15 protein-coding genes and 1 pseudogene are annotated in these 20,154 nt (G+C 72.6%); 11 read left to right on the top strand and 5 right to left on the bottom strand.

From position 1 onward, the window contains the following. Positions 1 to 3 precede the first annotated feature (3 nt). Positions 4 to 2,559: a class III lanthionine synthetase LanKC gene (gene lanKC, locus ACNF49_RS20775; protein ID WP_482944724.1), complete on the bottom strand. Its 2,556-nt coding sequence runs from the start codon at positions 2,557 to 2,559 to the stop codon at positions 4 to 6. Between the two features lie 127 nt (positions 2,560 to 2,686). After that, positions 2,687 to 3,817, bottom strand: a complete 1,131-nt coding sequence (locus tag ACNF49_RS20770; protein WP_357964484.1) for a sensor histidine kinase — start codon at positions 3,815 to 3,817, stop codon at positions 2,687 to 2,689. 183 nt (positions 3,818 to 4,000) lie between these two features. Here ACNF49_RS20770 and ACNF49_RS20765 point away from each other — a divergent pair, with 183 nt between their 5' ends. The 5 genes from ACNF49_RS20765 (at position 4,001) to ACNF49_RS20745 (ending at position 11,395) form a co-directional block, all read left to right on the top strand. Next, complete coding sequence (locus ACNF49_RS20765) at positions 4,001 to 4,981, top strand: aldo/keto reductase (protein ID WP_482944723.1); 981 nt, start codon at positions 4,001 to 4,003, stop codon at positions 4,979 to 4,981. 38 nt (positions 4,982 to 5,019) lie between these two features. Next, entirely contained in the window at positions 5,020 to 6,699 is a 1,680-nt protein-coding gene (gene polX, locus ACNF49_RS20760; RefSeq protein ID WP_357996823.1) for a DNA polymerase/3'-5' exonuclease PolX, read from the top strand. 1,070 nt (positions 6,700 to 7,769) lie between these two features. Further along, positions 7,770 to 8,477 carry a hypothetical protein gene (locus ACNF49_RS20755; protein WP_482944722.1) on the top strand — a complete coding sequence of 236 codons (708 nt, stop codon included), beginning with the start codon at positions 7,770 to 7,772 and terminating at the stop codon, positions 8,475 to 8,477. A gap of 172 nt (positions 8,478 to 8,649) precedes the next feature. Next, complete coding sequence (locus ACNF49_RS20750) at positions 8,650 to 9,723, top strand: sulfite oxidase (RefSeq protein ID WP_357964491.1); 1,074 nt, start codon at positions 8,650 to 8,652, stop codon at positions 9,721 to 9,723. Between the two features lie 190 nt (positions 9,724 to 9,913). Further along, positions 9,914 to 11,395 carry a WS/DGAT/MGAT family O-acyltransferase gene (locus tag ACNF49_RS20745; RefSeq protein WP_357964492.1) on the top strand — a complete coding sequence of 494 codons (1,482 nt, stop codon included), beginning with the start codon at positions 9,914 to 9,916 and terminating at the stop codon, positions 11,393 to 11,395. On the opposite strand, the gene ACNF49_RS20740 is transcribed toward ACNF49_RS20745, so the two are convergent. Beyond that, complete coding sequence (locus ACNF49_RS20740) at positions 11,333 to 11,878, bottom strand: TetR/AcrR family transcriptional regulator (protein ID WP_357964493.1); 546 nt, start codon at positions 11,876 to 11,878, stop codon at positions 11,333 to 11,335. The two genes, ACNF49_RS20745 and ACNF49_RS20740, sit on opposite strands and share 63 nt — an antisense overlap. A 120-nt stretch (positions 11,879 to 11,998) precedes the next feature. On the opposite strand from ACNF49_RS20740, the pseudogene ACNF49_RS20735 reads away from it, so the two are divergent. After that, a pseudogene (locus ACNF49_RS20735) lies at positions 11,999 to 12,097 on the top strand (TetR/AcrR family transcriptional regulator); the annotation flags it as partial. A 215-nt stretch (positions 12,098 to 12,312) separates the two neighbouring features. On the opposite strand, the gene ACNF49_RS20730 reads toward ACNF49_RS20735, so the two are convergent. After that, positions 12,313 to 12,447 carry a hypothetical protein gene (locus tag ACNF49_RS20730; RefSeq protein WP_482944721.1) on the bottom strand — a complete coding sequence of 45 codons (135 nt, stop codon included), beginning with the start codon at positions 12,445 to 12,447 and terminating at the stop codon, positions 12,313 to 12,315. 122 nt (positions 12,448 to 12,569) lie between these two features. On the opposite strand from ACNF49_RS20730, the gene ACNF49_RS20725 reads away from it, so the two are divergent. Next, a complete protein-coding gene (locus ACNF49_RS20725) occupies positions 12,570 to 14,075 on the top strand; it encodes an MFS transporter (RefSeq protein WP_482944720.1) in 1,506 nt (501 codons plus the stop codon). A 149-nt stretch (positions 14,076 to 14,224) separates the two neighbouring features. After that, positions 14,225 to 15,154, top strand: coding sequence for an aldo/keto reductase (locus ACNF49_RS20720; protein ID WP_482944719.1), 930 nt, complete (start codon positions 14,225 to 14,227; stop codon positions 15,152 to 15,154). A gap of 34 nt (positions 15,155 to 15,188) precedes the next feature. Here ACNF49_RS20720 and ACNF49_RS20715 read toward each other — a convergent pair whose 3' ends face one another. Beyond that, the gene (locus ACNF49_RS20715) at positions 15,189 to 16,211 is read right to left on the bottom strand and encodes a polyprenyl synthetase family protein (RefSeq protein ID WP_357964500.1); all 1,023 of its coding nucleotides are present in this window, start codon (positions 16,209 to 16,211) and stop codon (positions 15,189 to 15,191) included. A gap of 122 nt (positions 16,212 to 16,333) precedes the next feature. Between ACNF49_RS20715 and ACNF49_RS20710 the strand changes: the two genes are divergently transcribed. The 3 genes from ACNF49_RS20710 to ACNF49_RS20700 are packed head-to-tail and all read left to right on the top strand — an operon-like array spanning position 16,334 to position 20,000. Next, positions 16,334 to 17,668: a cytochrome P450 gene (locus ACNF49_RS20710; RefSeq protein ID WP_482944718.1), complete on the top strand. Its 1,335-nt coding sequence runs from the start codon at positions 16,334 to 16,336 to the stop codon at positions 17,666 to 17,668. Further along, positions 17,665 to 18,492: a terpene synthase family protein gene (locus tag ACNF49_RS20705; protein ID WP_482944717.1), complete on the top strand. Its 828-nt coding sequence runs from the start codon at positions 17,665 to 17,667 to the stop codon at positions 18,490 to 18,492. The genes ACNF49_RS20710 and ACNF49_RS20705 overlap by 4 nt, the downstream gene beginning before the upstream one ends. Next, on the top strand, positions 18,489 to 20,000 hold the full coding sequence (locus ACNF49_RS20700; RefSeq protein WP_482944716.1) for a prenyltransferase/squalene oxidase repeat-containing protein: 1,512 nt from the start codon (positions 18,489 to 18,491) through the stop codon (positions 19,998 to 20,000). The genes ACNF49_RS20705 and ACNF49_RS20700 overlap by 4 nt, the downstream gene beginning before the upstream one ends. Positions 20,001 to 20,154 lie beyond the last annotated feature (154 nt).

Genomic DNA, 20,154 nt, shown 5'->3' with positions numbered 1-20,154 from the left:
TTCTTACACCTCCTTCCGCGGTTGATCATGCGCAGGCCGCTCTGGTGCGGCCTCCAGGAACGGCAGGCGTGCCGGCTGGTCTCCCAGCACCGCCCCGAGGGCGAACAGCACGCCGGCCGTACCGGTCGCGAAATCCATGGACAGGCGCAACAGCCCGTCGCCGGGGAAGGCCAGGCCGCCGCCGTACGGCATGGCGTGCCAGCTCAACCCCTTGATCAGCTCGCGGGCCACCGGATCGCCGGCGAGTGCCGCGATGATGCCCGCGCGGCCGGTGAACAGCCCCGGCTGGACGAAGAACCCGGCGCGGGCGACCAGCTTGAGCCGGTCCAGCTCGGCGGCGAGTTCGTCGTCGTCGCGGTGCGCGAGATAACGTCTGAGCACCATGGCGATGCCCACGGAGCCCTCGTCCAGGTAGGGCAGCATCCGCCAGCCCTGGTTCACCTGGAGCGAGCCGTCCTCCGAGGCCCGGCAGCGCCGCAGGTCCTGCCTGAGCGCGACCTCGGCCAGGTCGAGCAGCGCCCGGTCGCCGGTGTGCTCGTAGGCGTGCAGGAAGAGCAGGGCGGAGCCGGACGAGCCGTACATGAGGCCGGCTCTGGGGTTGCTGCCGCCGCTGATCTCGGGCACGTCCTCGGGGCCGCCGAGGCGGTCGGCGCAGATGTCCACCGCGCGCATGGCGTGCCCGGTCAGGGCGGGCTCGGTCCGGCCGAGGCGCAGGAGGTTCAGGCCGATGCCGGGCAGGCCGGAGAACAGGGCCGTCTCCAGGCGGTCCCACTGCTCGCGCAGGGCGATGTCGACGACGTCGAGCGCGTCCTGGCGGTGTCCGAGCCGGTCGAGGACGTGGGCGATGCCGTGCAGGCCGTCGTACAGGCCGATGCCGGAGCCCGCGGCGGGGCGCAGGGCGCGCTCGCGCAGCCAGGTCTCGTACTCGGGGAAGGGCCCGAGGCCGGTGGCCGACAGGGCGAGCAGCACGCCGGCCGCGCCGGTCGCCACGTTGAGGCCGCCGCCGGGCTTGAACTGGGCGACGTCGCCGGGGAAGAGGCGGTCGTCGCGCTCGGGGGTCGCGGCGGCCCGGATGGCCCGGCACATCGCCTCCCGCAGCTCGGCCCAGGTGGCCGTCCCCAGTATCGGCACGGGGGTCTCCACGGCCTGGTCACCCGCGATGGTCGCGGCGGCGGTGTCCATGAAGGCATCGGGGACGGGGAAGGTCTCCTTGACGACCCGCGCGAGCTGGACGATCTTCGGCCGGTGGATCGGCAGCATGATCGTGCACTGCGGGGCGAACAGGGCGAAGCGCAGGCAGGCCAGCGCGTACCGGTCGACCTCGACGCCGTGGCGGTCGCGCGGGGCGGCGAAGGCGGGATGGGCCAGCGCGGCCCTGGCCCGGTCCGCGGCGAGGGTGGCGACCTCGTAGTCGATGAGCACGACCCGGCCGTCCTGCGTGAGCAGGATGTTGTCGGGGTGCAGGTCGCCGAAGACGACACCGCGTCCGTGCAGCGACTCGACGGCCTCCTCGACGCTCTCCACGGTCGTGGTGGCCCAGGCGGTGTAGTCGGCGAGGTCCTGCTCGTCGCAGGTGGCCCGGGTCAGCGGGAAGCGGTGCACCAGCCGCCGCTGGAGCGGGGTGCCGTCCACGAACTCCTGGACGAGGAAGTGGTGGCCGCCGATGGCGAAGTAGTCGCGCAGCTCGGGGGCGGCGGGCAGGCCGGCCAGGCGGCGCAGCATGTCGCGCTCGTGCTCGAGCCTGGCGACCGCGTCCCGGCCGGCCACGTCGAGGCCGGCGTGCGGCCTGGCCTCCTTGAGCACCACCTGTTCGTCGGTACGGGTGTCGCGGGCCAGGTAGACGCCGCCGCCGTTGGAGAAGTGCAGCACGCTCTCGATCCGGTACGGCAGCCCTTCCATGGTCACCGCGTTGCGCGCGGCCAGGTGGGGTTCGAGGAACTCGGGCAGCGTCGTCCAGGGCGGCACCGAGAACGTCGCGCCGCGCACGTCGGGGATCAGCTTGCCGTCGCCGTCCTCGACGGCCAGCACCCGCTCCCCGGAGGGGGACAGGCAGTGCCGCTCGGCGAACCCGCCGTACCGGACGAACATCGGCCCGTCGCCGTAGCGCAGGTCGCTCAGGATGTACGGCCCCTCGACGCCGCGCAGCAGCTCGTCGAGCTCCTTGAGCACGAGTTCGAGCTGCCCCTCGTCCCGGGGGTAGATGGTGACCAGCTTGCCGCTGGACGCCCGGGAGGCGGCCTTGGAGTTGACCATGACGAGCACCGCCGGGCCGCGCAGGAACTTGAAGGCGATCCCGCGGGGCACGCAGTAGTCCCACACGGTGTCGACGACCTTCTCGGCGTCCTCGACGCGGGCCGACACATGGATCTTCCAGCCCTGGGTCGGCAGGGGCGCCTCGCCGGTGGGCATGTAGTACGCCCAGGTGTCACTGAGGTCGTGGGCCCAGCCGTCGGGGACGGGCCGGCGCAGGTGGGCGAAGTCGGCGTCCGCCGCCGTGCTGTGGTCGGGAGTGTCGTAGAAACACTGGTCCACAAGGCAGTAGAGCTCGTACTTGTCCATTTGGCGCGGCCCTCCGAGGCGGTGTGGTTAGAGCCTGCCGCACCCGCGCCGGGTCGGACTAGTAACACGCAACATAAGCCATATATGGCTATGGAATGCGCTTTGATGCGTTTTTCACAAAAGGTAATTATATGCGCGGGGCATAAACACTGAACGAGAATTCCCCGCTGCGCGACGTGGACGCCTCCAGCCAGCCGCCCAGCGCCGAGACGCGTTCGGCCAGGTTGAGCAGGCCCTGACCGGCGTCTCCCGGCCGGCGCGGCGGGCGTACGCCGTCGTTCCTGATGGACAGGCGGACCACATTGTCGCGTTCCATGAGCTGGATCCAGCACTGTCCGGCTTCTGCGTGCCGCAGCACGTTCGTCACACCCTCGCGCAGCGCGTGCGTGAGGGCCTCCTCCACGTCGGGGTGCAGGTCACGGCAGGCCACCCTGATCTGGCAGCGCACCCGCGCCGACTCCAGCAGCGCCCGCGCCGAGCCCAGCTCGGCCGCCAGCGAGGAGCTGCGCAGGCGGCCGTGCGCGACGGCCCGGACGTCGGCCGACAGGTCGCGCAGCAGTTCGAGCGTCTCGCCCACCTCCTGCCGGGCCTTCTCGTCGCCCTCGGCCACCAGCCGCTGGATGAGCTGCGCCTTCAGCGTCAGGACGGTCAGCCGGTGCCCGACCAGGTCGTGCAGGTCGCGGGTGAAGCGGCGGCGCTCCAGCGTGACGGCCTGGCGCATGACGTCGGTACGGGCCCCGGACAGCCGGCGCACCCGGGCCAGCAGGCTCAGCAGCGCGAACTCCACGACGCCGATCAAGGGGGTGACCAGCGCCCACACCGGCTCGACCTGCCAGGAGCCCGGCGCGGCCAGCAGCACCGGCCCGCACGACAGCGCCAGCGCCACCAGCACGACCGACCTGATCCGGGACGCGACCACGAGCAGCGCGCCGGCCAGCAGCCCGCACACCGGGGTCCAGGCCGGCCCGAGCACCGCGAGCGGCACGTACGTGAGCCACGCCTGGACGGCCACCAGCCACCACGAGCCGGCGCGCCGCGCGGGCTCCTCCAGGACGAACCTGCCGTGCAGCGTGAGCAGGACGGCCAGCGCCACCGACCCCTCGACCGCCAGCCCCGACCCGGCCAGCCCGGCCTGCACCGGGATCACCAGCCCGACGCCCCCCGCCACCAGGCCGAGCCCGCCGGCCCAGCCGGGAGACGTCAGGACGTGCGCCTTGGAACGTAATCGAGGCGCCGGGCCACGGTCTGTGGCGTCCACCTCACCCCCGGTGTGCGGTTGACGTGACGGGACAGTACGCGTGGCGAGTGCGCTCACCGCTCCCTCGTTCCTCTAATCGACCTGACACGGCCACCTTATGTAAAGACCGAGGCCGCTTCCGGACACGCTGACTTCCCACCCCACAAGGGGTTAGGCAGTTCATATCAGTCATAGGGTGTCGGTATGGATTACATGCGACTTGGCACCACAGGTATGAAAGTTTCTCGCATCTGTTTGGGGATGATGAGCTACGGCGATCCGGCCCGCCAGGAATGGGCGCTGCCGGAGGAGCAGGCCGAGCCGATCATCCGGCGGGCCGCCGACGCGGGCGTGACGTTCTTCGACACCGCCGACATCTACAGCCGCGGCCAGAGCGAGGTCGTGACCGGCGCCGTGCTGCGCCGGATCTTCCCCCGCCGCGAGGACTACGTGCTGGCCACCAAGGTCTACTTCCCGATGGGCCGGGGCGCCAACGACGGCGGCCTGTCGCGCAAGCACATCCTCTCGGCCGTCGACGCCTCGCTCGCCCGGCTCGGCACCGACTACGTGGACCTGTACCAGATCCACCGGTGGGACGACGAGACGCCCATCGAGGAGACCATGGAGGCGCTGCACGAGGTGGTCCGGTCGGGCCGGGCCCGCTACATCGGCGCGTCCACGATGTGGGCCTGGCAGTTCGCCAAGGCCCAGCACGTCGCCGAGGCCAACGGCTGGACGCGGTTCGTCTCGATGCAGAACCACTACAACCTGCTCTACCGCGAGGAGGAGCGCGAGATGCTGCCCCTCTGCGCCGACCAGGGCGTGGGCGTGATCCCGTGGAGCCCGCTCGCCCGCGGCGTGCTGGCCAGGGCGGGCGCGGCGGGCCCGGCGGCCTCCGCGACCGCCAGGACCGGCTCCGACGCGCGCATCGACTTCCTGTACGACCCCGACAACGACCGGCGCATCCTCGACCGGGTCGCCCAGCTCGCCGCCGAGCGGGAGCTGCCGGCGGCCCAGATCGCCCTGGCCTGGCTGCTGCACCAGCCGGGCGTCACCGCGCCGATCGTCGGTGCCACCAAGGACGGTCACGTGGACGACGCCGTGGCGGCCGTCGGGGTGGAGCTGTCGGACAAGGAGCTCGCGTTCCTGGCCGAGCCGTACCGGCCGCGTGAGGTCAGGTTCTGAGCACCGGGATTGTCGGTCGGAGATCCTAAGGTAGGGGCATGCGGGCTAATGAGGAGGCGGCGGCGGCGCTGCAGGAATACGCGGAGCTGTTCGCGCTGAGCGGCGGCGACGCCTTCCGGGTGCGGAGCTACCAGAAGGCGGCCAAGGCGATCGCCGGGTTCCCCGAGGACATCGCGGAGGTCGACGTGCGCGGCGTCCCCGGCGTCGGGGAGGCCATCGCCAAGAAGATGGAGGAGTTCCTCCAGCGCGGCAGCTTCCGGCAGCTCGACGACCTGCGAGGCCGCGTGCCCGAGGGTGTGCGGCGGCTCACCCGGGTGCCCACGCTCGGCCCCAAGACGGCCATCATGCTGTTCGAGGACTACGGCATCGACTCCACGGTGGCGCTGGGCGAGGCCATCACCTCCGGCCGGCTCGACGGTGTCAAGGGCCTCGGCCCCAAGACCCTGGCCAACCTGCTCAAGGGCATCGAGCAGCTCGAGCAGTCGGGGCGCCGGGTGCACATCGGCGTCGCCATGGCCCTGGCCGAGCAGGTCATCGGCTCGCTCAAGGCCGAGCGCGTCGCGTACGCGGGTTCGCTGCGGCGGATGAAGGACACGATCGGCGACATCGACATCCTGGCGGTGGCGCCCGAGTCGATCATGGCCGACTTCCGCGCCCAGCCCTACGTCGCCGACGTGATCGCCGCGGGCGAGAAGAAGACCTCGATCCGCACGACCTCCGGCGTCCAGGTCGACCTGCGCCTGATCCCGGCCGGGTCGTGGGGCGCGGCGATGCAGTACTTCACCGGCTCCAAGGAGCACAACGTGGCCATCAGGGAGATGGCGGTGAAGAAGGGCTGGAAGCTGTCCGAGTACGGGCTGTTCGAGGGCGAGCGGGTGATCGCCGCGGAGTCCGAGGAGGACATCTACGAGGCGCTCGGCATGCAGTTCGTGCCGCCGCCCATGCGGGAGGACGGCGGCGAGGTCAAGGCGGCGCTGCGCGGCGAGCTGCCGGTGCCGGTGGAGCTGGCCGACCTCAAGGGCGACCTGCACACCCACACCGACCTCACCGACGGCATCGCCTCCCTGGAGGACATGGTGGCCGCCGGCGCCGCGCGCGGCTACTCCTACTACGCGGTCACCGACCACGCGCCCGACCTGGCCATGCAGCGCATGACCCTGGACAAGGCGCTGGAGCAGCGCGGGCGGGTGGCGGAGCTGCAGAAGCAGTATCCGCACATGCGCATCCTGCACGGGTCGGAGCTCAACATCGCGCCCGACGGGTCGGTCGACTGGCCCGGCGAGGTGCTGCGCGAGTTCGACGTGTGCGTGGCCTCCGTCCACTCGCACTTCGGCATGTCGCGGGAGGAGATGACCCGCCGGTTCATCGCCGCCTGCGAGAACCCCTATGTCGACATCATCGGCCACCCGACCACCCGGAAGATCGGCAAGCGGCCGCCGGTCGACGCCGACTGGGACGCCGTCTTCCGGGCGGCCGCCCGTACGGGCACCGCGATGGAGATCGACTCCTACCCCGACCGCTCCGACCTTCCGGCCGACCTGGTGCGGCTGGCCAAGCACCACGGGGTGAAGTTCTCCATCGACAGCGACTCGCACGCGATCCCGCACCTGGCCCATCAGCGGTTCGGGGTCGGCATCGCGCAGCGGGCCTGGCTGACGGGCGACGACGTCATCAACACCTGGCCCCTCGACCGCCTCCTCACCTTCCTCGGCCGCTAGCCCTCTCCCTGTCCCACACCGGGACGGGGTTGGGCGACGCCCGTCGGACGGGGTCGGGTGCTGCCCGCAATCAGCGTGCGGCGCCGCGTCGGGCTGCCGGGGCGGGTGCGGTCCGCGTTGATGAGCGGCGCCGCGTCCGGACGCAAGGGGACGCCGCCCATGTTGGCGCGGGCCGGCACGTCCCACCTCACAGTGCCGGTCGGGCGCGGCCCGCACCCAGCGCGGGCCGCACCCGAGCCTCGACGGGGGCATCCGCCGCAGATCGTCACAGCCCTTCTCCAGGAACGGTCATCCACCACAATTCTGCTCTCAAATCCGGACTTAACACCCCAAATCAGGACATTTGCTGCAACCTTAGAGCAGAACCGCCCCCTGAAGCGGGGGCCGACGCACACACGCAACACCCGGCGACCAACGCGCAAGGAGCCCCTCCAGCGGACGGCGCACGCGCCTTCCCTACGGACGACGCGCAGGGCTCCCCCGGCGGACGACGCGCACAGGACCTCTTCGTCGGGCAGGCGTGCCCAGCCTGCCCGACGGCGTACGCAGCCCCCAGATGGCAGGCATGAGGGCCCGTGCGGTGGTCGGCGTAGGGCCCGTCCAGTGGTGGCGGATGACAGGAGCCGACCGGTGGCGGATGACAGGGCCCGTCCAGTGGTGGCGGGTGTCAGGGACCGTCCGGTGGTTGGTGTGCGCGTGGTTCCTTCTGCTTCGCTAGCTTGGACGGCGATGGAGGACAACCAGACCCCGCCCCCGCAGTCCCGGACCCGACCTCTGCGCCCCGGCCCGCCGACTCCGCCGGGCCGCATTCCGATCCGGCCGCCGCCCCTGCCGATTCGGCCAGGCCGCCCGCCGGACCAGCCGCCCCCACCGATTCCGCCGGGCCGTCCGGCGGACCGGCCGCCATCGCTGGGCCGCTCGCCGATCCAGCCGGCACGCCCGTCGCTTCCGCCGACGATCCCGCCGACGATCCCACCAGCGATCCCGCCGGCGGTTCCGCCGCTGGGCCGTTGGCCGGTCCTGCCGCCGCACCCGCCAAGAGCCCCAAGTCGGGGCGCCGGGGACGTCGGGTGTGGAAGATCATCGTCGCCGCGCTGGCCGGGCTGTTGTTCGCCGCCGTCGGCGGGGTCGCCCTGGCCTATCCCTCGCTCGCCGCCACCACCTGCCCCGGCTGCTACGGCCTGACCGAGCTGAGCCCGGGAGTGCACGTCGAGGACGGCCTCACCCCCGCCCAGCGCGAGCGCGTCGGCGAGGTGGCCGGCCAGGCCACCCGCCGGGTCACCGCCTTCTACGGCGGCCGCCTGAGCTCACCCGGCCTGCTCGTCTGCCTGACCGAGGCGTGCTATCGGCGTATCGGCGGCGGCCAGGAGCGCGGCGTCGCGGTGCTCAACCGGTCGGTCATGCTCTCGCCGCGCGGCCTCGACCCGGTGATCGCCTCCCATGAGATGTCCCACGTCGAGCTGCACGCCAGGCTCGCCTCCTCCGCTGACGTGCCGCAGTGGTTCGACGAGGGGTTGGCGGTGGTGGTCTCCGGCGACCCGCGCTACCTGGCCCCGGAGTCCGCGGCGGACCGCTGCCTGGTGGCGCCGTCCGGGCCGCTGCCGGTGACGCTGGAGGAGTGGCTGCGCACGGCGAGCGCGGACCCCGCCACGTACGCCAGGTCGGCCTGCCAGGTGAGCCGCTGGCTGGGCGAGAACGGCGGCCGTGCGGGGCTGCTCAACCTGGCGACCAGGCTCAACGCCGGCGAGCCCTTCTCCGCCCTCGTCCGGACGCACTGACGAACCACCCCGAAAGGCACGGTTGCCGCACCCGTGCCGCTGGGTAGGTCTCGGTACGGCTGGAACGGTCCCACAACCGGGACAGCATTCGGCAAGCACGCGCACGCGGAGACAGCGCGAGGAGATTAAATGGTTTCCAGGTAGGAAATACGTCTTGCGAGAGGTGGCTCCCATGAAGCAAGTCGCGGCGACGATCGTCAAACCGCTGCCCGACCACCTGTTCCTGGTCCACGACGGGAACGCGGAGATGCGGTGGGAGGCGATGTCCGGGGTCGGCTACCACACGCCGAACGACCGCTTCTTCGTCAGGAACCACACCTCCACCCCGCTGATCGACGCCGCCGGCTGGCAGCTCCACCTGCACGGCGCCGGGCTGCGCGGGCCGCGCGCCTTCAGCTACGACGAGCTGCTGTCGATGCCCTCGCGCACCCACGACGTGGCCATCGAGTGCGCCGGCAACGGCCGCGCGTTCTACGGCACCCAGCAGGGCGACCCCGCGCCCGGCACGCAGTGGGGCCTGGGGGCCGTCGGCGTGGCGAGGTGGCGCGGCGTGCCGCTGCGCCACCTGCTCGCCGAGGCCGGCCTGCGCCCCGAGGCCGTGGACGTGCTGCCCACCGGCCTCGACGCGCCCTTCGAGCACCACGGCCACGTCCGCCGCCCGCTGCCCGTCGGCAAGGCGATGCTCGACGTGCTCGTGGCGTACGAGATGAACGGCCGGCCGCTGCCGCCCGACCACGGGTTCCCGGTGCGGCTGGTGGTGCCGGGCTGGGTGGGGATCGCCTCCATCAAGTGGCTGGGGGACATCGAGGTCTCGACCAGCAAGATGTTCACGCCCTGGAACACCGTCTTCTACCGGGACGTCGCGGCGCAGCCCGTGAAGAGCGCCTTCGAGCTGCCCTGGGACGCCCGGCTGCCGATCCGCGGCCCGCACGCCTGGCGCGGCCGTCCGGGGCCGCACGTGCTGCGCGGCCGGTCGTGGTCGGGGCGCGGGCGGATCGTCGCGGTGGAGGTCAGCTTCGACGGCGGGCAGTCCTGGCATCCGGCCGAGCATCACGGCCCGCACCTGGTCGGGGCGTGGTTGCCGTGGCACGTCCAGTGGGCGCCGAAGCACACCGGGCCCGCCGTGCTGATGGCCAGGGCCACCGACGAGACCGGCGCCACGCAGCCGCTGCGCACGCCCAAGCACCCCTTCGGCTACTCCTTCGACGCGGTCGTGCGGCATCCGGTGCAGGTGGTCAACGGATAGGTAAGTGTCACGAACACGGCTGAGCTGGCCGTTCATCAGGAAGTGGTTCGGAGGTGTGCATTTCATCTGAAAGACTCTCGCGGAAACGTTACGGAAATGACACCGTGCGAGGCTTTCGCACAAGACGAAGCACACATCGAGGCAGACGTCGAAGCAGACGTCGAAGCACGCAAGGAAGAAGGGAGAGCAGATGCGCCAGCTGACCCCGTTGGACGCCCAGTTCCTCCATGTCGAGTCCGAGACCACCGCGGCGCACGTCGCCGGGCTGGCGGTCCTCGACCCGGCCGGCGGCGCGGTGGACCGGGACGCGCTGGCCGAGCTGCTGCTGGACCGCGTCCACCTCTCCCCCGCGCTCAGCCTGCGCCTGGTCGAGGTGCCGTTCGGGCTCGACCGTCCCTACTGGTGTGCCGACCCGGACTTCGACCTGGCCAACCACCTGTTCGAGACCACGCTGCCGGCGCCCGGCGACGACGCCGCGCTGGCCGAGGCGGTGGCCGCGATCCACGAGCGCAGGCTCGACCGGTCGCGTCCGCTGTGGGAGATGCACCTGATCAAGGGGCTGGCGGGCGGCCGGGTCGCGGTCTACACGAAGGTGCACCACGCGGCCATCGACGGCGTGTCGGGCGCGGAGACCCTGGCGACCCTGCTCGACCTGACCCCGGAGGGCGTGCGGGAGCGCGGGCCGCGCCCGGCGCCGCCGCGGCAGGACCCGCCGGGCCTGGTGGAGATGCTGGCCGGGGCCGCCGTGCGGACGCTCACCCATCCGGTGCGCGCCGCCCGCTCGGTGGTCAGGGCCGCGGGCGACCTCGACGCGATCCCGCTGGCCGGCGCGCTGCCCGGCGCGCAGGCGATCGCCAGGGCCGCCCGGCTGGTGACCGGCGACCAGAAGCAGCGCCCCGAGCTGCCGGGCCTGACCGCGCCGCGCACGCCGTTCAACGGGCCGATCAGCGCGCGGCGCGAGCTGTCGTTCGGGTCGGTGCCGCTGAAGGAGGTCAAGAAGGTCGCCAAGGCCAACGGCATCAGCGTCAACGACGTGGTGATGACGCTGTGCGCCTCGGCACTGCGCTCGTGGCTGGACGAACGGGACGCGCTGCCCGCCGAGCCGCTGGTGGTGGCCGTGCCGGTGTCGGTGCGTACGGGCGGGGCCTCGGACGTGGTCGGGAACCAGATCTCGGCCATGGTGGCGCCGATGCCGACGAACGTACCCGACGCCGGGGAGCGGCTGCGGGCGGTCGGCGAGACCATGAGCAGGGCCAAGCGGCGCTTCGCCCTCGCGCCGGCGAGCTGGCTCGGCGAGCTGTGCTCGCTGCTGCCCGCGCCGGTCACCAGCCTGGCCACCCCGGCGATCTTCCGGCTGGCCGGGACGGCGTTCCCGCCGATCAACCTGATCATCAGCAACGTGCCTGGCCCGCAGTTCCCGCTCTACATGTGCGGCGGCCGGGTGCTGGCCTACTACCCGCTGTCGGTGCTGACCGACCTGTCCGGCGGCGTGAACATCACCTGCTTCTCCTACGACGGCATGCTCGACTTCGGCATCGTGGCCTGCCCCGAGCGCGTGGACGACGTGTGGGGCCTGCTCGGCCACCTGCGCGACGCCCTCGACGAGCTGCTAGCCGAGGGCGTGGGCGATGAGTTCGGCGACGGCGTCGGGGTCGATCTGGTGACCGGTTAGCTGGCAGAGGTTCTCCTGGTAGAGCAGCACGGCGGCGAACGTCGCCGCGGCCACCTCCAGGCGGGCCGCGTCGCCGCGCGTGCCGGGCAGCGCCAGCTCCAGCGCGAACCTGGCCCTGCTGATCAGCTCGCCGTTGAGCCTGCCGAGCCGCTCCTTGACCGAGCCGTGCGTGTCGGCCTCGCGGAACAGGATGCGCCGCATCGCCGGTGAGGCCCGCAGCGGCAGCCCGCGCGCCAGCCGGGCCAGCGTGCCGGCCGGGTCGCCGGGCACGGCGTCGACCTCGCGGCCCTCCTCGATCAGGGTGCGCTCGTCGACGAGGGCGACGAGTACGTCGATCTTCCGCGGGAAGTAGTGGAAGATCAGCCCTTTGGGGACTCTCGCGAGCCTGGCGATCACCGCGGTCGGCGTGGCCTCGTAGCCGCCGCCCGCGAACAGTTCCTCGGCCGCGTCCAGGATGCGCGTGCGCGCGTCACCGATCGACACAGCTCGCACCCTAGCGCCACCTGCGACTTCATCGCCATCCCGCCGGGGCGAGAGCCTGCTGCCCTCCGGCCGCCGTGTAGGCTTGAGACGTAAATGTCTCATATTTGACGGAGTTGTCTCATGGTGGTGAGCCGGGAGCAGGTCATGACCGCGGCGATCCAGCACCTCAACGAGCATCCGGCCGCCTCGATGGCCCAGCTCGCCGAGGCGGTGGGGGTCAGCAGGGCCACGCTCCACCGGCAGTTCAGCAGCCGCGAGGAGCTGATGACGGCGCTCGGCCACCGCGCGCACGACCGGTGGCACGACCTCCAGGTGCGCGCGGACGTGCCGGCCGCCGCCGCCTCCGACGACCCGCGCGTGCTCCGCCGGGCCCTGGAGACCCTGTTGGAGGGGTGGATCGAGGTGGCCGACGAGTACGGCTTCGGCCTCACCGACTACGCGATGGCCGTGCACCCGGAGCTGCTGCGCCGCTCGGAGGAGCTGGAGGAGCGCGAGATCGCGCTCTTCGCCGCCGCCCAGCGGGCCGGCCTGCTGCGCGCCGACCTGCCGCCCCGCTGGATCAGCAACACGGTGTACGGCCTGCTCGTGGCCGTCCGGGAGAGCCTGCGACGCGGCGACGTCGCCCGCAGGGACGTCGCCAGGCTGCTGCGGGAGACGTTCCTGGCCGGCGCGGGCGCCGGGGGTGGTCGTGATGACGGTCACCGGCCTCTCGGCGCGCCGGCGGTGGGCGGGCCTGGCCGTGCTGTCGGCCAGCGTGCTGCTCGTGGTCATGGACATGACCGTGCTCAACGTCGCCCTGCCCGCGATCACCGAGGACCTGCGGCCGACCTCGGTCGAACTGCTGTGGATGGTGGACGCCTATTCGCTGGTGCTGTCCGGGCTGCTGGTCACGGCGAGCGCGCTCGGCGACCGGTGGGGGCGCAAGCGCATGCTGCTGGCCGGGTTCACCGTGTTCGGGGTGGCCTCGACGGCGGTGCTGCTGGCCGACTCGGCCGCCGAGGTGATCGCCGTACGGGCGCTGCTCGGCGTGGGCGGCGCGATGATCATGCCGTCCACGTTGTCGATGATCCGGAACCTGTTCACCGATCCGGGCGAGCGGGCCAGGGCGCTCGGCGTCTGGTCGGCGATGGCGGCGATGGGCGCGGCGCTCGGCCCGATCCTGGGCGGGTTCCTGCTGGAGCACTTCTCCTGGCAGTCGGCGTTCCTGGTGAACGTGCCCGTCATGGCGGCGGCCGTCGTCGCCGGGCTGCTCCTGCTGCCCGAGACGCGCAACCCCAGGCCGGGCCGATGGGACGCGCTGGGGACCGTCCTGTCGATGGCGGGCATGGCCGCGCTGCTGTACGCGGTCAAGACGTTCGGCAAGGACGGCCTGACCTCGCCCGCCGCCCTGGCCGCCACGGTGGTCGCGGCGGGCGCGCTGGGCTGGTTCGTGGTGCGGTGCGCGCGCAGGCCCGATCCGCTGCTGGAGATCAGACTGTTCCGCAGCGCGCCGTTCTCGGCGGGCGTGGTGACGGCGCTGACCACGTCGATCGCGATGGCCGCCGTGCTGCTGCTGCTCGCGCAGTGGATGCAGCTCGTCCAGGGGTACGCGCCGCTGGAGACGGGCGTGCGGCTGCTGCCGGCCGCGCTGGCCGCGCTGATCGCCTCACCGCTCGCGCCGGTCCTGGCCGAACGCGTCGGCGCCCGGGTGGTGCTGACGGGCGGGCTCGCGGTGACGGGGCTGGGGTTCCTGCTGGTGTGCCTGGCGCCGCAGCCGCTGGGCTACTGGCCGGTCGCCGTCGCGCTGGCGCTGATCGGCGCGGGCAACGGCGCGCTGGCCATCGCCTCCGCGGTGATCATGGCCGGTTCGCCGCCGGAGAAGTCGGGCAGCGCGGCGGCCATCGAGGAGACCAGCTACGAGGTGGGCGCGGCGCTCGGCGTGGCCGTGCTGGGCAGCGTGGCGGCCGCGGTCTACCGGAACGCGCTCGACTACGCGGGCCCCGGCGCGGGCGCGGCGAGCGAGTCGCTGGGCGGCGCGCTCGACGTCGCCGCCGACCTCGGGGCACAGGGGGCGCGGCTGGTGGAGACGGCGAGGGCGGCCTTCACCGACTCGCTGGCGCTGACCTCGGGAGCCGGGGCCGCGCTGATGCTGGTCGGCGCGCTGGTGGTCTGGCTGCTCACCCCGCGCGCCCTCGACCTGGCCTCCGTGGAGCACTGACCGAGGGCCGCGCCGGCCGGCGTGCGTGGAGCACTGGCCCGCGCCGCGCCGGCCGGCGGTCGCGGCGCCCTCGGCACCGCCGCTGACCTGGCGGCACGTGACCGGGGCGCCGTCCGTGCCCGCTCGCCGGTGGCGCGGATAATGGCCGCATGAGATCAATAGGCACGACGGACCTGTCCGTTTTCCCGATATCGCTCGGCACCAACGTCTTCGGCTGGACCGCGGACAAGGAGACCTCGTTCGCGGTGCTCGACGCCTATGTCGAGGGCGGCGGCAACTTCATCGACACGGCCGACGTCTACCCCCACTGGGTGACCGGCGAGTCCACGTCCGAGCTGATCATCGGCGAGTGGATGGCCGACCGCGGCAACCGGGACTCGATGGTCGTGTCCACCAAGGTCGGCATGCTGGAGGGGCTCGAAGGGCTGGCCCCGGCCACCATCCGGGCGGCCGTCGAGGACTCGCTGCGCCGCCTGCGCACCGACTACATCGACCTGTACTGGGCGCACGTGGACGACCACGACACACCCCTGGTGGAGTCGCTGGCCGCCTTCGACGCCCTGGTCAAGGAGGGCAAGGTACGCCAGATCGGCGCGTCCAACTACGGGCCGGCGCGGCTGGCCGAGGCCCTGCGGATCTCCCGGGACGAGGGGCTGGCCGCGTACGTGGCGCTGCAGCAGCCGTACAACCTGGTCGACCGGGGCTACGAGGGCGAGCTGCGGGACGTGGTGGCGTCGGCCGGCCTGTCGAGCACGCCGTACTTCGGGCTGGCCCGCGGGTTCCTGACCGGCAAGTACCAGCCGGGCGTCACGGTCGACAGCCCGCGGGCCGGGAAGGCGGCCGAGTACCTGGACACCGAGCACGGGCGCAGGACGCTCGAAGGGCTGCTGAAGGTGGCCGCCGAGCGCGGCGCCGAGCCCGCCTCCGTGGCGCTGGCCTGGCTGGCCGCCCAGCCCACGGTCACCGCGCCGATCGCCAGCGCGCGCGACCCCCGTCAGCTCAAGCCGCTGCTGGCGGCGGCGGAGCTGGAGCTGGGCGAGGAGGAGCTGGCCCTCCTCGACGAGGCCTCCCGCCCCTGATCGACCGGCGCCCGTTCCCGCGCGGGCAACGGGGTCAGCGGGCGCGGCCGGCCAGCGAGACGCACAGCTCCCTGAGCGCGACGGCGCCGGGCAGGCATTCGTCCAGTACGTCCAGCGCCGCCTTCAGGTGCCGGGCGGCCAGGCGGTCCGCGATCGTCCGGCCGCCCGCCTCCTCGATCAGGCAGGCGGCCAGCGTCAGGGCCGCGTCGTCGGTCTCGCCCGAGGCCAGCGCGTCGGCCAGGCGACGGGCCGCGGGCTCGCCCGATCCCAGCGCGGCGAGCACCGGCAGGGTCTTCTTCCGCAGCCGCAGGTCGCCGTGCACGGGTTTCCCGGTGACCTGCGGCTCCCCCCAGATCCCCAGCACGTCGTCGGCGATCTGGAAGGCCACGCCGAGCTCCACCCCCATGCGCCACATGCGCTCGGAGAGGTCCGGCCGGCCGCCGAGCGCGACCCCCGCGGCCGCGGCCGCCCCCAGCAGGGACCCGGTCTTGCCCGCCGCCATCTGCGTGTACTCGGCCACGCTCACCTCGCCGGGCCCGCTCCACGGCCTGCTCTCGAAGGCCATGTCGGCGGTCTGGCCCTGGACCAGCTCGACGAGGGCCGCCGACAGGTGGCGCATCGCCTCGGGGCGGTCGGCGAGCCGGGCCACGGCCAGGGCCAGCAGCGCGTCCCCGGCCAGCAGGGCGGGCCCCACCCCGTACGCCTTCCACAGGGCGTCCCGGTGCCTGCGCAGCTCGTCCTGGTCGATGATGTCGTCGTGCACGAGCGAGAAGGCGTGCACGAGCTCGATCGCGACGGCTCCCGGCAGCGCCTGTTCGGCGGTGCCGCCGACGGCCTCGGCGCTGAGGATGGCGAGGGCCGGGCGCACGCTCTTGCCGCCGGCCCCCTCATGCGGCCGTCCGGTGGCGTCCGACCAGCCCAGACTGTAGGAGACCATGGCGGCTCCCCAGGGATGCAGACCCGCGACCGCGGCGCGCATGGCGGGCTCCACCAGGCGACGACAGCGGGCGATCATGTCGGCGTCCGACAGCCGGGCGCCGGGGCGGCTGAGGTTCACGTGGTGCTCCTGCCAATGTTCGATCTTGAATCTAGATGCACGCTCATGTGATACTCCAGCCTAGGTTTAACCTTCGTCATCAAATGTCCGTTATGTAAGACGGGCGCAAGGGAGACACACTCGTGGCGGATATTGCCACTGCCACCAGGACTATCCCTTTCCTCACCAGGCTCACCAGACACCGGGTTCCGGTCCACGCGCTCGAAGCGGCCGGCGCCGAGGCCGGCGGCCGGGTCGTACGCCTGAACATGGGCCCCTTCCGCCCCTACCTCGTCACCCACCCCGACCACGTCGAGCGGGTGCTCACCGCCAACCAGGCCAACTACCTGCGCGAGGGCATGTTCTGGGATCCGCTGGCGCCGCTGCTCGGCGAGGGGATCCTGTCCGACGGCGAGAACTGGGCCGAGAGCCGCCGCATCCTCCAGCCGCTGTTCACCGCCCGGCACGTCAACGCCATGGCCGAGAACATGGCGCGGATCATGGACGAGCTGATCGACACGACCATCGTCCCCGGGCAGCCGTTCGACGTGGCCAAGGGCATGTCGGCCATCGTGCACCCGGTGATCGTGCGGCTGTTCTTCGGGGCGAAGATCTCGCTGGAGGACATCAACCGGCTGGTGCCCGCCTACGACGTCGCCGTCACCGCCAAGGCGCTGCGCGTGGTGCTGCCGTTCGTGCCGGAGCAGGTGCCGATGCCGGGCGACCGGGCGTTCAGGCGGGCGATCAAGGCCATCGACGAGGTCGTCTATCCCCGGATCGCCGAGGCCCGCGGGCAGCAGCTGGAAGGCGACGACGTCGTCTCGCGCCTGGTCAGAGCCCGGACGCAGGACGGCGGCGCCGGCGGCGACCGCCGGATCCGGGACGACCTCGTCGCCATGCACGGCGCCTCGACCGAGACCTCGACCACCGCGCTGTCCTGGGTCTGGCCGGTGCTCCAGGCCCACCCGGAGATCGCCGCCAAGGTGTACGACGAGGTGGACCGCGTGGTCGGGGACGACCCCGTCGGCATCGACCACCTGCCGCGCATGCCGTACCTGAAGATGTTCGTCAGCGAGCTGATGCGGCTCTACCCCTCGGGCTGGATCCTGCCCCGCAGGGCGATCGCGGACGACGTGATCGGCGGGGTCACCGTCGAGGCGGGCTCCACGGTGATCCTCAGCCCGTACCTCACGCACCGGCTGGCCGAGTTCTGGGACCGCCCCACCACGTTCGACCCCGAACGCTTCGCGCCGGACGGCGCCGCGCCGCGCCACCGCTACGCCTACTGGCCCTTCGCCGCCGGGCCGCACGTGTGCCTGGGACAACACCTGTTCGCGATGGAGGCGCCGCTGCTCATCGCCGGCATCCTGCGCAGGTACCGCCCCCACGTGCACCTCGACCGGCCGCCCGTCCCGCGCCTGGCCTCCTCGCTGCGCCCGCCGCGCGGCATGACCATGACGCTGGAGGCACGGCGGTGAACGCCTTCGACACCGGCCGCGCCTGCGCGCTGGCCGTGTCCGGCGGCCGGGAGCTGGCCCGGCACGCCGCGCGCTTCGGCGACCTGTTCCCGGCCGCCGCGTTCGACGCCGGGCTCTACACCTCCCTCGGGCTCGCGAGCGCGTTCGGCTCGCCCTGGGCGACGGCCGGGGAACTGCGGGCGATCAACCGGGCCTCGCTGCTGGTGTTCGCCGCCGACCGGCTGATCGACCACGAGGCCGGTACGCGCGAGGAGGTCGCCGCGCTGATCGCCGACTGCCTGTCGCAGGCCCCCGCCGCCCCGGCCGGGGCCTTCGCCGCCGACCTGCTGGCGACGCTGGGCACCACGCCGGAGCTCGAGGCCGCCTGGCGCGACCAGCTCGGCCGCATGCTCACGGCCATGGCCCGCGAATGGGAGTGGAGCCGCGCCGACCGGCCGCCCGCCGTCGAGGAGTACCTGGCGAACGCCGGCAGTTGCGGCGCGTACTTCGTGGCCGTCTCGCACTGGATCGCGACCGGCCAGGTGGGGGCGCCCGCCTCCCTGGAGCTCCTGCGCCCGGCCGGAGAGGCGGTGCAGCGGTACCTGCGCCTGCTCAACGACCTGGCCACGCACCACCGGGAGAAGGCGTACGGCGACCTCAACGCCTTCACCCTCGGCCTGACCCGCGACGAGGTGACCGGACGGATGGCCGCGCTGGCCCGCGAGGCGCACGCGCTCATCGCCCCCCTGCGCGACGGCCATCCGCGCCCGGCCGCGTACCTGACATGGCAGCTCGACTACAGCGCCGGCTTCTACGGCCTGTCCGACTTCTGGGCGACGACGTGAACCTCTCCGAACAGGCCGGCCTCCTGGTGGCCGAGCTGATGGCGCAGCCGTGGGGCCAGGTGTCGCCGTCGGTCTACGAGACCGGGCGCCTGGTCACGCTCGCCCCCGATCTGGCCGGGCACCGCGAGCGGGTGGCGTACCTGCTGGCCGGGCAGCGCGGCGACGGCGCGTGGGGCCCTCCCGACGGCTACGCGCTGGTGCCCACGCTGAGCGCCACGGAGGCCCTGCTCACCGCGGTCGCGCGTGGCGAGGGCGACCCCGGCGCGCTGCTCCCGGCGGTCAAGGCGGGGCTGGAGGCGTTGCGTCCGATGCTGGCCGAGGCGTCGGACCTGCCGGACACGCCGGCCATCGAGCTGATCGTCCCGGCCCTCGTCCGGCTGGTGAACGAGCACGTGGACGGGCCGCCCCTGCCCCTGCCGCCCGGCATGGACACCACGCGGCTCGGCCGGATCAGGCGGCTGCTGGAGTCGGGCGGCGAGCCGCCGCAGAAGGTGCAGCACGTGCTGGAGGTCGTGGGCGCGACGGGCGCGGTGCGGCCCATGCCCATCGGCACCGTCGGCGCCTCCCCGGCCGCCACGGCCGCCTGGCTGTCCGCCCGGCCCGAGGCGGAGGGCGCGGGGCCGGCCAGGCACCACCTGGAGGCCGTCGCCCTCCGGTACGGCGGCCCGGTGCCCGTGGGCCTGCCGATCACCGTCTTCGAACGGGCCTGGGTGCTGAGCTGGCTGCTCAGGGCGGGCGTCCCGGTGGACGTGCCGCCGGAGATGGCTGCCGACCTGAGGGCCGCCATCGGGCCCGAGGGCACCCCCGCGGGAGCCGGCCTGCCCGCCGACGCGGACACCACCAGCGTCGCGCTCTACGCCCTGGCCCTGCTCGGGGTGCCGTACGAGCCCTCGTCGCTGGCGGCGTTCGACACCGGCGCGCACTTCTGCACCTGGCAGGGCGAGGACGGCTCCTCCGTCAGCGTCAACGCCCACGTGCTCGACGCGCTGGGCCAGTACGCGCGGGCCAGGCCCGCGGCGGCGCAGGCGTACCGGGCGCGGATCGAGCGGGTGGCGCGCTGGCTGGCCGAGCGGCAGCGGCCGGACGGGAGCTGGAGCGACAGGTGGCACGCCTCGCCGTACTACGCCACGCTGAGCTGTGTGCTCGCGCTGGGCGAGTTCGGCGGACCCCGGCACGCCGAGGCGGTGCGCCGGGCCCGGGAGTGGATCCTGTCGACCCAGCGGGCCGACGGATCCTGGGGCCGGTGGGCGGGCCGGCCGGAGGAGACGGCGTACGGGATGCAGGCTCTCCTGCTGTCCGGTCCCGAGCCGGACGAACGATGCGAACGGGCCGCGCGGCGCGGTTATGAGTACCTGATTCGGTCGGCCAATTTATCTGACTATCCACCACTGTGGCATGACAAGGAGCTTTACTCGCCGACAGCCATCGTGCGGGCTGCGGTCATCGCCGCTCAGCATGTCACAATATGTCACACCGAAGGAAATTCCAGGTGTGAAAATAGGACATAGTACTCTTTATGGTGCTCTAGCGTGTTGAGGCAGTATTCAGGCGTTGCTAGGGTGACCCGAGTGTCGGATTCCTGGAGTACCCCTTTCTCCGTCTTGACATGGCCTGCTGACCGCGTGGTTTTTCCTTCCGGAGGGCTTCATGCGCTTCCGTAAT

Source organism: Actinomadura sp. ATCC 39365 (assembly GCF_054392275.1).
This window is presented reverse-complemented; position numbering and strand designations above follow the sequence as displayed.

Excerpts from the sequence above, each read along its gene's own strand:
- ACNF49_RS20745 (WP_357964492.1), top strand. The coding sequence starts at position 9,914 with ATGCGCCAGCTGACCCCGTTGGACGCCCAGTTCCTCCATGTCGAGTCC.
- ACNF49_RS20720 (WP_482944719.1), top strand. The coding sequence starts at position 14,225 with ATGAGATCAATAGGCACGACGGACCTGTCCGTTTTCCCGATATCGCTC.
- ACNF49_RS20725 (WP_482944720.1), top strand. The coding sequence starts at position 12,570 with ATGACGGTCACCGGCCTCTCGGCGCGCCGGCGGTGGGCGGGCCTGGCC.
- polX (WP_357996823.1), top strand. The coding sequence starts at position 5,020 with ATGCGGGCTAATGAGGAGGCGGCGGCGGCGCTGCAGGAATACGCGGAG.
- lanKC (WP_482944724.1), bottom strand. The coding sequence starts at position 2,559 with ATGGACAAGTACGAGCTCTACTGCCTTGTGGACCAGTGTTTCTACGAC.
- ACNF49_RS20750 (WP_357964491.1), top strand. The coding sequence starts at position 8,650 with ATGAAGCAAGTCGCGGCGACGATCGTCAAACCGCTGCCCGACCACCTG.
- ACNF49_RS20765 (WP_482944723.1), top strand. The coding sequence starts at position 4,001 with ATGGATTACATGCGACTTGGCACCACAGGTATGAAAGTTTCTCGCATC.